Genomic DNA, 12254 nt, shown 5'->3' with positions numbered 1-12254 from the left:
AAGATTCTTCAGCTACTGGCATCTCAACTGGTTTTGCATTTTGGAAATCTTCTGTCGTATATGTTCCGTTAGTCTCTTGATAGACTTGATCTGAACTGCAAATAAAAATGTCTGTACTTTTGTTTTTTATAGATACGGATGAGTTGGGGTCTGGTGAGGCTTTAACCGTATGACAAGATAGGAAGATACAACAGCATATAAGAGCTATCGTAATAGAAGATGACTTGCTCTTCATTTTTAATAACACCCCTTTTCACTGGATAACATTAGCATAGCAGAACAGCTGGCGAACACAGCGTAAATTTCAGTTTAAAAAAAGCCAGCTGATTGAGTTTCCCCCATCAGCCAGCTTCTTTATCTTCTCATCATTCCTCTTTTACGAGCTCTTATGATACGCCAATATCCAATCTGGAAAAGTACTATCCCAATGACGATAATTGCTATACCAGTAATTATTGCAATCATATCATCAACTCGCCAGAACAATATTAACAGAATACCGACGATTTCTACCAATACCCCAGCTATAAGCAGCCATTTGTTCATCTATTTACCCTCTCCTTTACATGAGGTCCCGAGGGTTAATGATAGCAAGAGTTTGATGATCCTGCCACTTTCCATTGATTTTGACATTCTGCTTGGCGATACCTTCCTTATGGAACCCTGCCTTTAATAACACTTTGATTGAACCGATATTATGCGGCATGACACCTGCCTCTAACCGATGAAAATTCAATTCATCAAAAGCAAAACCCACTACCTGACGTACCACCTCAGTCATATATCCTTTTCCGTTCTGTTCCTTATCAAGAAAATACCCGATCCAACTGCTCTGAAGATTATAGCGCACAACTTCCGACAGCATGATAATACCGATAATATCTCCATCTAAAAGAATCACATAATAATATCCTGTATCTTCAGCAGCTGAAGCAATAGCTCTATCAATACGCTCCCGTTGGCCATCTAATGTATAAAAGTGTTCATCCCGCTTACCCGTATAAAGCTGAAAGAACTCCTTGTTTCGCAGTTCCAGCGATAAAAGATCCGCTGCATCTTGCTCTTTGATTAATCTTACTTTAATCACTACTGCTTCTCCCTTCTCAATACCAAATCCCAGTTCTCCCCTACTTCGCGGAATCCTAATGTCCGATAAAGTGAGCTTGCTCGATAATTTTGTTTAGTCACGACCAAGTAAAGTTTTTTGTAGCCTTGTCGAACTAATGCCTGCTCACTAGACTGTATTAAAGCAGTGGCAACGCCCTTTCCCTGCCATTCCGGAGCTGTGACTACATAAGCAAGCAAAGGAACAGAACGGAAGAGCGTTACCATCGTTACACCCCTTACGCTTCCAGAAGTTTTAGAGTAATACGAGCAAGAAGACAGAAATTGCCCGTACCTTCCATCAATCACAGCCTGTATTTCATCAAGATAAGCATTTGCGCTGTTGTATTCCGCATCTATCGTCTCCTTAAAGCCCTCGTGAAACAGAGTAGCTATTGTTGATGTGCTTCGTACATCAAAAGGATGCAGACCAGTCAGCAACTTTTCCGTAAACACGATGTCTTTGCACATAATCACCCGCCGCATATCTTTAAACCCGCTTTTTTATGTAATGTGATATGCATTCTCTTACCTCCATCTGAGATAAACGTAATTAACTAAGATTAAAGCTCTTGCAGGCTATCATGATTTTGATTGTTTCAAGATTGCTACAGTCTTAAGTCCCATCAAGAAAGCCCATATACTGTATACGATCAGAACTCCGCCTTCCAACCATTTTATATGACTTAAATCTATGCTAGTCATAAACACAATAAAGGTGAGCAATATAATAACATCAATATAGTCGTATCGTTTCATACTTGTTACCTCCTCTTACTAATACTCATTTTTCCGCCCAAAGCGAAGTACGTATGCAGTCAGCGAAAGTACAATAGCCGCACAGATGAGCAGATCTGGTATCCACAGTATATATCCATCCAAATTGGGCCGAATTCCGATCAAATAGATGCATGCAAACACCCAAAATCCTAGTTCCTTCAACACTTGGATCGTCCGCAACTTGCAACTCCTCCTAAAAGATTGTACCTGCTACTACGGAAATAATATGGAAATAGTTTCAATAATTACTCTATTCCGATAAGCTATTCCGTTTGTGCACCATATGAGATACTAATAGAGCAAGAAAGGAGATATTCCATGTACGCTTATTTCAATTTTGCTGACGCAAATGGACAAACACAGCATCGGCGTTTCACAGATCAGCAGACACTGCTTACTGCATACACAATAGATGATGTCATCCCCTGCCTGGAGCAGGTGCAAGCATATACAGAACAAGGATTTTACGCTGCCGGCTACCTTTCCTATGAAGCTGCTGGTGCATTCGATCCAAGCTATGTCACTGCAGCAGGATCAAAGCTGCCTCTATTGCAATTCGCTATTTACAAGACCTTTCGTGAAGAACAGCCAAAATCAATTGATACAGCACCGCACAAGCTGAACTGGCAGCCAGCAATTTCAAAAACAGCATATAATCAAGCTATCCAGACTATTAAAGAGGAGATTGCTGCTGGCAATACATATCAGACGAATTATACGATGCGTCTTCGCACAGCCTTTACTGGTGATCCTGCTGCTCTTTTCCGCCAAATGCAGCGAGCACAGCATGCCGATTATACTGCCTATTTGGCTTGGGAAGATACTGCAATTCTATCCGCTTCTCCTGAATTATTTTTCCGCTGGGATGGAAAACGTATCATTACAAAACCGATGAAAGGGACAATCAAGCGTGGACTTACATACACACAGGACCTTGAACAGAGGGAAACACTAGCCGCCTCTGTCAAAGACCGTGCCGAGAATGTCATGATTGTCGATCTGCTGCGCAACGACATCAGCAGAATTGCCAAGCTTGGTAGTGTGCATGTTCCGGCTTTATATACAATTGAAAAGTACCCTACCGTTTACCAGATGACTTCAACTGTCGAAGCTGAAACAGTCCCAGGCATAACGATCACCGATATCATGCGTGCTCTCTTTCCATGCGGATCGATTACAGGCGCTCCTAAAGCGAGCACAATGAAAGTAATTACGAACCTCGAACCCGAACCGCGCGAGGTGTACTGTGGTGCCATCGGCTTTATCGAACCAGGCGGCGAAGCTGTCTTCAATGTGCCAATCCGTACAGCAATTGTCGACAAGGTCGAAAAGCGGGCAACCTACAGCGTTGGCGGAGGTATCACTTGGGATTCCACTTCTAAGGGTGAGTATGGGGAAGCAATCGCCAAATCCTCTGTACTGCAGGAGCAGCTTCCAGATTTCAAGCTTCTGGAAACGATCGCATATTTAAATGGTGAATTTATACTAGAATACAAACATATTCGTCGATTGTTGCAGTCAGCAGATTATTTCAGCATTCCTATTAAAGAAGCAGCTGTCCGCAAGCTTCTTCATCAGCACCAAAAGGAGCATCCCGGTCAATCACATCGGATACGTCTTCTTGCTGATCAAAGCGGAGTGCTTAAGCTGCTTTATGGTGAATTAGCAGCATCGATAGTAACCAAGCAGAAATTCGCTTTAGCTGCCACACCAATCGACAGAACTAATCGATATTATTATCACAAGACTACTTATCGTAAAGTATATGAAGATTATAAAATAGAGAAGCCTGACTTGTTCGATACGCTGCTTTGGAATGAAGCTGGCGAGCTGACCGAATTTACAATTGGCAATCTTGTCATCGAACAGGATGACAAACTGCTTACGCCTCCTGTTGCCAGCGGTCTACTACCAGGTACATTGCGAGAGGAATTAATGGAAAAAGGTACGATTCAAGAAGCTGTCTTGACGAAAGCTGATCTCCAAGCTGCTTCTAGCATCTGGCTGATCAATAGCGTTCGAGGCTGGGTAGAAATGGAGCCCGTCCATTAAGGACGGGCTGTCTTTCTCGCCTTCAAAATAATAAAGGATGGCCGGCGCAGTTCATGCTCTATCCGCGGCAGCTGAGCAATTGCCGCTTCATTTGGCATTGGCTCCGATACCTCTTCTAGACTAAATCCATTCCGTATAAGTCCGTTGCATAGTGCAGCAATCGACCGATGGTAGTATACTACTCCATTTACATACCATTTTACTTCACGCCTGCCTAGCTCCTGGTAGTTGTCCACCGCGAAATGAATCCGGTTCCCTTCTTCATCCAAAATCCACTTGTTTCCTTCTTTTCTGGCAGTTACAATTGGATGTTCGGTAGAGAATAAGAGGATACCGTCTTCCTTCAGAGCAGCATGGATAGACTGGATGACCGCATCGTAATCTGCAACATAATGCATTACAAGTGAACTGACAGCAATGTCATAGCTCTCTTTTTTCAGCACTGCATCCTCTAATGCTGTTTGAATATATTCGATTGAGGGATGATTATTTCTGGTTCTTGCTTCCTGTAACATTTTGCTGGATGGATCTAATGCAGTTACACTCGCTGCTCCCTGCTCTGCACAATACATAGCCAAGTCTCCCATGCCACAGCCGATATCTAATACATGTTTGCCGTTTAAGTCGGGCAGCATTCGTTTTATCTCTGGCTGCTCCAACAGTTCATTGTAATTCACGGGATCTTCCCGCAGAGCTTTGTAATTCTCAAAAAATGCTTCATTGTCATAAATATTTTGCTTCATAATTACGCCTCCTAATTTATAATCGAATACAATTCTATTTTGGCATCAAATAAAAAAAAGACTAGACTTATTATTCTGATTTTTGTATCATTTAGATTGAGGCATATCTTCTTTAAAAGAGTAAAAAAAAAGATCACCATAGTGACCTTATCAAGATTTCTCTTTCAGCTTATCCCGTTCTTTTTTCATCTGTTTCTTCAGCTGCTTGAACAGCTTTTCCCGTTCTTTCTTCACTGCTTTTTTCACTGCACGTGAGACAAGCTTCTCCAGTTCCTCCGCAGTTACATTCAATTTCTCTGTTTCTGACTTTTTCTCATTAGTCTTGGTATGCCCGGTCAGCTGCTGGATTGCATCCGCAAAGGTCATCTTTTCTCCAAGTAATTTCTTTAATTCTTCAAATGTAGCGATATCCAGTTCTGTATATATTCGCTGTCCTTTTTCATTCCGCTGAAAAGGATAATGAGCACTTTCCAATGCTATCGCCCATCTTCGAAGCGTCGAGGTTGTCACATCCAATGAAGCTGCCAAATCTTTTGCCGTATACTGCATTTCTTGCTCAGACAAATCCATCTCCCCTTGCTATATGTATAACTGGAAACACTTTCCTAAAGTATACTATAGGAAAGTAAGAATCCAAAGCACATATAGGCTGATCACAATTTAATTTAATAATCCGAAGTATTGCCGGACTGCCCAAGCTTGGTGCTGATGAAATAAGCCGTTCGCTGTTTCTTCTGGGCTTAGCCAAATTAATTCATGATTTTCTTCCACTGGCTCTGTAATTTTAACTCCTAATGAACAGCTGTAGAAACTCCCTATATTTTGTAGGTAGTGCCTAGCGTCTCTGGACTGGAAGTATTGTGTTGCTTGACATAGAAATGTTGGCTTGTTTATCGTATAGCCGGTTTCCTCCAGGACCTCTCTTGCCAGACATTCCACTTCGCTCTCGCCGTTCTCTATTCCTCCTCCAGGTAACATTAGCAAGTGATCGTTTCTTAAACGGATTACACCTATTGTTCTAGATGGGCCGTGCAACATTCCGTATACAGCCCGTCTCTCCATATAGTGTTTTCCTAGTACCTTATTTCCGAACGTACGCATATGCATCCCCCTTTGCTTTTATAAACGAAAGTATACAGTAAAAAAAGAAAAGCCCATAAAGGGCTTTTCTTATGATTTGGATATACGAATTGTTTTTATTTCATATGGAGTAAAGGATAATTCTATACTGCCTTCCTGAGGGCTTTGATCTATGTTTCTTTCCCTCAAATCACATTCCTCCCAGAAGCTATACTCGAACTCAGGTTGTATCGTCACCTGCTGTGTACCACCAGCATATTCATGCAAGCGAATGATGATATCTTCATTATCCTCTGCTTTCTTAATGGCATCCAGCTGCACATTCGGGTTATCGATAGAAAATAGTCTTTCTCCGTCTTTGTCATTTCCTCCGCAGTATACTTGGAAAGGCTGATTCAGCTTCCATGCTTCCTGCACAGTATTTGCCTTTACCCATCCCTCCTCATGAGGGTAAAGGGAATAAGAGAATATATGACGACCTTGATCTTGTTCAATATCCGGTGCGATTGCGGATTTGATCAAGGACAAACGAATTGTATGATCTTTGATGTCATGTCCGTACTTGCAATCGTTAAGCAGACTGACGCCATAATTTTGTTCCGAGAAATCGACCCATTGATGGGCGACAGATTCAAACCTGGCTATATCCCAAGATGTATTCCAATGTGTCGGTCGTTTGACGTTGCCGTATTGGATATCATATGTTGCTTCTGTTGCCCGAATACGGACTGGAAAGGCTGTTTTCAATAATTGCTGACGCTCATGCCAATCTACTTCTGTTTTGAAATCTATTACTTTCCGATTACGATAGAAAATAATGTCTTGATGAATAGTTGAACTGCCATACTGCCAACACGCTTCTATTACAAGCTGCAGTGGACCGGCTTCTTTCAAAGTAAAATCGAGCAGGTTCGTAACTTCTTTCTTTTTCTCCTGATAAAATAGATCAATATCCCATGCATCATAATCTAGCGGCTTATCCTCAAACACCTGAAACACATTTCCGTTCTCCGACTCAGCTAGTACATGACGTTTTGCTTTCCTATCATATAGCGACTGAAGCTGACCGTATTCGTTAAAACTGGCTTCATAAAATGGTGTTACGAGCTCCCGATTCTTCAGCTCGAACCACTCATCTTTTTGCTCTGAAACTTTTTTGTCAGTCTTTAAATGAACCTGTTTACGTCCCGTTCCTGGTACAGCCGGCACTTCTACCAGCCAGCCGTCTTTATGTTTTTGTGCCACCAAAGAATTGCCGCTTTCATCCTCCCATACACCTTCATCCTTTGTCTCTATTTTAACAATACCATCCATTTCCCAGGATGAAGAATTAACAATACTCCACGTTTGCTTCTTATCTGAGACCAAATCAGCTGTGGCATCTTTCTGCAGGACTTGAAGCTTTGCATATCCTTCTTCGTATTCCGCCTTACTATCTTCATATACTTCCCGAATCGAAGATCCCGGAATGATATCGTGGAATTGATTACGCAATACTGTCCGCCATACCTCTTCTAATGTTGAAGATGGATACCTCAAAAAGTCATCTGCCTGAATCGCTTTCCATACATGCAGGAATTCCGTTTCCCGCAGCTCGAGTTCCATCCTGCGGTTCATTTTTTTATTGTAAGCTTGACTAGTATACGTACCGCGGTGATATTCCAAATAAAGCTCTCCATCCCAAATTGGCATGAACTCTGATGTATTTTGGGTCTGTTCATGCAGCGATTCAAAGTAACTTTTAACATCACCTGTCTTGACGTTAGGCAGTCCTGGCATACGATCCAGTCTTCTGCGCATTTCGAGCATGGTTCTGTTTACGCCTCCTCCGCCATCTCCATAGCCATAGGAAAGAAGCAGTTCCTTCGTAAGTGCTTTATTTTTGTAGTTATCCCATGTACCCGTGACGGTATCTGGCAGGATTTGACCGTTATAAGTAGCGAACCATGTATTTTCGCGAGGTGATGAATCTGGTGTCGTGATGAATTGCGTCAGCACCTCACTTCCATCTAATCCTCTCCATGTAAATGTGTCATTTGGCATTCGATTGAATTGGTTCCAGCTGATCTTGGACGTTAGGAAGGTATTGATTCCTGCCTTGCTGAGGATCTGAGGCAATGCCCAAGAATAGCCGAACACATCCGGCAGCCAGAGGTAGTTCACATCTTTTCCGAATTCCTCTTGAATGAACTTAGCGCCCTGTAAAATCTGACGCACCAATGATTCACCCGAAGGCAAGTTACAATCGGCTTCCAGCCACATCGCACCGTCCACTTCCCACTGACCATCAGCAATTCTTTCTTTTATCTGGGCGTACAGCTCCGGGAAGTCTTGTTTTACATAGCTATAGAGCTGCGGCTGTGTTTGCAGAAACTTATAGTCGGGATATTTTTCCATCAGACGCAGAACAGTGGAAAAGGAGCGACCAGCTTTTTCCCTCGTATGTTTCAAGCGCCACAGCCACGCTACATCAATATGGGTGTGACCGATACAGCGAATTGTGATTGGAGAATCGCTGTCCAGATTATCCAATTCTTTTTGAAGATAGTCGTTTGCCTCATAAATAGACTGATAGAATGTATCGTTTCCAGGTGAGCTCCAATCAATTAACCTGACAGTCTGATCTAACAGCGATAATAACTGGACTCGCTCCGCAGCATTCTCATCTAGTACGCGTATCGTTTCCAAAATGGCGAAACCCGTATAATATAAATCATCAGCTTGTTCATCGAAAAGGGCTACTTCAGCCCGCTTTATTTGATGCTCCTGGTCTACTCTTGTACCGCCGCCTTCCAAGCCAGACCAAAGACGAAATGCCAAAAGAATAGAATCTCCATGCCAGTCATCCTCAAAGAAAAGTTCCTGGTGATTGGAATCTACTGCTTGATGCATCACATTATTTACATAGCATTGTGACTCAAAGCCTGAATTGCCTCCGCCGCCAGTCTTGCCAAAATCAAATACTCCTACAACCTGCTTTCCTGCCCACTCTTTAGGAAGAGAGATTTCCTTGGCCAGCCAAAGATAACGATCTCGGCCTTTCCAATGCTCCCCAACATGCAGTTTTTCATTAAATTCACTCAGACCTGGAACTTCAGGTGCCACCTTCTTCTCCTGATCTTCCAACGCTAGAAAATGCTGCAGATCATGCCGATCACGATAACGGTATTTCTCCAATTCTTCTATTCTTCTTTCCAGCTGAAGTTCTTTCAAACTCAACATACTTACACTCCTTTAGCCTTTGGATGCCCCGCCGAGGCTGAAGCCCTTAGACATGTATTTTTGAGCAAAGATATAAAGAATGATAGACGGCATCGTGTACAGCATGGAGAACGCTGCTAATTTGCCGTACTCGATAATGCCGTAGTTTCCGAAAAACTGGTACAGTGTTACGGACGCTGGAAGCTTCTCCTGTGTCTGCAGCAAAATATAAGGAACAAAGAAATTTCCCCAGCTGCCTGTAAATGTGAAGATGGCAATCGTAAAGATTCCTGGCAGCATTAATGGTCCAACTACTTTACGCATACTCGTCAGTACTGAAGCACCATCCACCCATGCCGATTCCTCCAGTTCAATTGGCACCGCATCCATAAAATTCTTCATCATCCAGATTGCATAAGGAAGTCCAGATGCTGCTAGGAAAATCGTCGTGAATATGATGGAATCCTGGATGTTCAGAAAGAGGAACAACTGATAGACAGGAACCATAACTGCCGTGATCGGCAAAGACGTCATGAACAAGATAGTAAGCAGGAATGAACGCTTGTAACGCAGCCTATATCGAGAAAGCGGGTAAGCGGCCAATCCAGCAACAATCACGACAATCGTTGCCTGCCCAAGTGATATGAATAAACCGATAGCAAAGGACCGTATATTACTAGGATCTGAAAGAATAGCCGTAAAGTTATCCAGCGTCCATTTCTCCGGAAGTTTGATTGCTTGAGTTGCCTGCTGATCGAAGGAAGCGAATACGAGCCACAAAAAAGGCAGTAAGAAGCAGATAGCTAAGAAAATCAGCGCCAGATAGTGGATTACTAATTCTTTTTTCGATACCTTCATTCTGCATCCCTCCTCCTTATAGTTTTACTTTCATAAAACGCATGTACAGCAAACTGGCAACCGTACCGATAACGAGCAGAACTAACGAGATGGCTGTTCCATATCCGAATTGGTAGTTAACGAAAGCTTGATTGTACATGAATATCGGAAGAATCTGCGTGGCATTACCTGGTCCTCCGCCTGTCATCGTATAAATCAACGTGAAGACGCCAAGCGTCTGCAGCGTGACGAGCATCATATTAGTGACTATCGAGCCCTTAACAATTGGAAGTGTTACGCGGAAAAATATCTGCCACCGGGACGCCCCATCTATCACGGCAGCTTCTTGTACCGATTTTGGCACATCATCCAATGTCGCCTGAAACACCATCATTGAAAAAGCAGTGCCATGCCAAATGTTTGCGATAATGACACTTACCATCGGGAACGTGAACAACCAGGTGATTGGTTCAAAGCCAATACCTTGCAAAATGCTATTAAACGTACCTGCATCGCTCAAGAAAGCCACCCAGCAAAAAGCTACGACAATCTCCGGCGTCACCCAGCCGGCAATTACGATTACACCTATGAATCGGCGAAAACCGCGAGCCTTTTCCTTCATTAACAATGCAAGGATCAATCCTAATACAACCTGTCCGACTACGGCAGAGAAAAGCAAGAAAATAAGTGTCCGGAACACGCTAATTCGAAATTCTGGATCTTGAAACATATTGGTGAAGTTTTGGAATCCAATAAATTGAATGTTGGCTGCATCGGTCCCTGTAAGTGACAAATTCGTAAAAGCAAAGCCGAAAGTCAGTAACATCGGAGTTATGAAAAATAATAAAAGAAGAATCCAAGATGGAGACAGAAAAAGTATCGCTTTTCTATGCATACATATTCGTCACCTTTCTCCCGCCCAATCAAAGGGAGCTGGGTATTCCAGCACCCTTGATGGGATGGTTTTCTATTCAGCCACCTTCGTGTTTTCTTTGCCTACCACTCGTTCTACTCCAGCTTTATATTGCTGCACCGCATCTTCAGGAGTCAGTTTGCCAGTTGCGATAGCTTCAACTACTGTCTGCAGCTGTGTGGATACTGCTGGATACTTATCATTTGCTGGTCTGAATTGTGCATTTTCCAAGTATGCTTGTGATTCTTTGGCAAATGGACGGTTCACATACTCTTCTACTTCGACAGCATCTGTCCGAGTGTTCAAGTTACCATCTGTCATTGAGCGATTGATGCTGTTGTCCTTTTCCATTAAGAATTGAATGAACTCCCATGCTTCTTCCTTCATATCTGCTTTGGATGGAATTGCCCAAGCCCAGCCTCCACTCATCGTAATTGCCCCTGGCTCTTGGCCATTTTGTGTCGGCATTGGTGCAAACCCTATTTTCTCCTCGACATTTTCGATCGGAGCTGCTCCGTTCTCGGCCCAGTTCCGGGCATTCCAGCTGCCATCCAGTGCTATTGCCAGCTTCTTTTGCGGGAATAATTGTTGGAAAGCCACGTTTCCGGATTGTCCGCTCATGACGACAGAGAAATCAGGACCAACTTTTTCTACGTCGTACACCTGTGAAATAAAGCGGAACGAATCCAGTAAACCAGGACTGTCCACAACCCATTTTTTATCAGTATCGTCATAGAGTGTATCGCCGGTTCCATATAACAGCATCTCCAGTGTCTGCATGGAAACTGCCTCGCCATTGGCTTTTCCGACTTGCATGAAAAGCGGTGTCACTCCGTCTGTCTTTTCTTTAATCGTTATTGCTGCACTAAGTACCTCTTCCCAATTTTTCGGTTCCCATGGTACAGGAAGACCCGCTTCGGCGAATAGTTCCTTGCTGTACCAAAGTCCGCGTGAGTCGGAAGTAGACGGCACTCCATACACCTTGCCATCTTCGGCTGTCACACCGGATTTCAAGTTTTCAATGATGTTATCCCATTCCTCCCAATCTGCAATACGATCATCCAAAGGATCAAGGTAGCCAGCATTCGCATCGGAATTAAGCATGAATGTATCCTCAGATACAACATCCGGTGCCGTTTCGGCTGACTTCATCTGCAGTGCAACTTTAGAGAAATAGTCTCCCTCACTCGCTGTAATTGGCGTTATCTTCACATCGATATCTGGATGTTCCTTTTCGAATTCCTCTATGACCCCAGACTCAAAAAAATTCATAAGTGAATCTACTGAACCAGGAGATCGATATACGACAGTAAGTTCTTTCTTACCATCTTCTGATTCTGTATTGCTGGAGCACGCTGCCATCGTGACTAGAATGAGAATAAGCATGAACAAACATACACCTTTAGCACTCTTCCACATCTACAACTCCTCCTCTTGATTCTGCCTTAATCATAAAATGAAAGCGCATACATATTGTTCCAAAAGAAAAGTCAGGACTCGACCTGACACCTATAACGGATTATATGCCTTGCTTCACTTCTTAT

The 12254-nt window shown here is 43.1% G+C and carries 12 protein-coding genes and 1 pseudogene; 1 reads left to right on the top strand and 12 read right to left on the bottom strand.

Annotated elements, in window-relative coordinates; translation table 11 throughout:
* Positions 1 to 354 precede the first annotated feature (354 nt).
* The 5 genes and pseudogenes from GZ22_RS03295 to GZ22_RS03280 form a co-directional block, all read right to left on the bottom strand.
* On the bottom strand, positions 355 to 546 hold the full coding sequence (locus GZ22_RS03295) for a hypothetical protein (protein ID WP_038558621.1): 192 nt from the start codon (positions 544 to 546) through the stop codon (positions 355 to 357).
* Between the two features lie 37 nt (positions 547 to 583).
* Positions 584 to 1087 (bottom strand): annotated as a pseudogene (locus tag GZ22_RS03290) (GNAT family N-acetyltransferase); the annotation flags it as partial.
* Positions 1087 to 1575 carry a GNAT family N-acetyltransferase gene (locus GZ22_RS17945; protein WP_051747999.1) on the bottom strand — a complete coding sequence of 163 codons (489 nt, stop codon included), beginning with the start codon at positions 1573 to 1575 and terminating at the stop codon, positions 1087 to 1089. The pseudogene GZ22_RS03290 and the gene GZ22_RS17945, both read right to left, overlap by 1 nt.
* A 111-nt stretch (positions 1576 to 1686) precedes the next feature.
* Complete coding sequence (locus GZ22_RS18520) at positions 1687 to 1863, bottom strand: hypothetical protein (RefSeq protein WP_164072010.1); 177 nt, start codon at positions 1861 to 1863, stop codon at positions 1687 to 1689.
* Between the two features lie 18 nt (positions 1864 to 1881).
* Complete coding sequence (locus GZ22_RS03280; RefSeq protein ID WP_038558618.1) at positions 1882 to 2064, bottom strand: hypothetical protein; 183 nt, start codon at positions 2062 to 2064, stop codon at positions 1882 to 1884.
* Positions 2065 to 2202: 138 nt separating this feature from the next.
* On the opposite strand from GZ22_RS03280, the gene pabB reads away from it, so the two are divergent.
* The gene (pabB, locus tag GZ22_RS03275) at positions 2203 to 3936 is read left to right on the top strand and encodes an aminodeoxychorismate synthase component I (RefSeq protein ID WP_038558617.1); all 1734 of its coding nucleotides are present in this window, start codon (positions 2203 to 2205) and stop codon (positions 3934 to 3936) included.
* On the opposite strand, the gene GZ22_RS03270 is transcribed toward pabB, so the two are convergent.
* From GZ22_RS03270 to GZ22_RS03240, 7 genes are all read right to left on the bottom strand, one after another.
* On the bottom strand, positions 3933 to 4679 hold the full coding sequence (locus tag GZ22_RS03270) for a class I SAM-dependent methyltransferase (RefSeq protein ID WP_038558615.1): 747 nt from the start codon (positions 4677 to 4679) through the stop codon (positions 3933 to 3935). The two genes, pabB and GZ22_RS03270, sit on opposite strands and share 4 nt — an antisense overlap.
* Before the next feature lie 150 nt (positions 4680 to 4829).
* Positions 4830 to 5243 (bottom strand): MerR family transcriptional regulator, encoded by a 414-nt coding sequence (locus GZ22_RS03265; RefSeq protein WP_051747998.1) that lies wholly within the window; start codon positions 5241 to 5243, stop codon positions 4830 to 4832.
* Positions 5244 to 5339: 96 nt separating this feature from the next.
* The gene (locus GZ22_RS03260; RefSeq protein ID WP_038558614.1) at positions 5340 to 5780 is read right to left on the bottom strand and encodes an NUDIX domain-containing protein; all 441 of its coding nucleotides are present in this window, start codon (positions 5778 to 5780) and stop codon (positions 5340 to 5342) included.
* Positions 5781 to 5849: 69 nt separating this feature from the next.
* Positions 5850 to 8978, bottom strand: a complete 3129-nt coding sequence (locus GZ22_RS03255; RefSeq protein WP_084160799.1) for an alpha-mannosidase — start codon at positions 8976 to 8978, stop codon at positions 5850 to 5852.
* Positions 8979 to 8993: 15 nt separating this feature from the next.
* Entirely contained in the window at positions 8994 to 9818 is an 825-nt protein-coding gene (locus tag GZ22_RS03250; RefSeq protein ID WP_038558611.1) for a carbohydrate ABC transporter permease, read from the bottom strand.
* A gap of 16 nt (positions 9819 to 9834) precedes the next feature.
* A complete protein-coding gene (locus tag GZ22_RS03245) occupies positions 9835 to 10692 on the bottom strand; it encodes a carbohydrate ABC transporter permease (RefSeq protein WP_051747997.1) in 858 nt (285 codons plus the stop codon).
* Between the two features lie 72 nt (positions 10693 to 10764).
* A complete protein-coding gene (locus GZ22_RS03240; protein ID WP_038558608.1) occupies positions 10765 to 12129 on the bottom strand; it encodes an extracellular solute-binding protein in 1365 nt (454 codons plus the stop codon).
* Positions 12130 to 12254 lie beyond the last annotated feature (125 nt).

Source organism: Terribacillus saccharophilus (assembly GCF_000725365.1).
GTDB classification, from domain to species: Bacteria; Bacillota; Bacilli; order Bacillales; family Amphibacillaceae; genus Terribacillus; species Terribacillus saccharophilus.
Note: the sequence above shows the minus strand (reverse complement) of the source record. Positions and strands in the feature narration are given on the sequence as shown.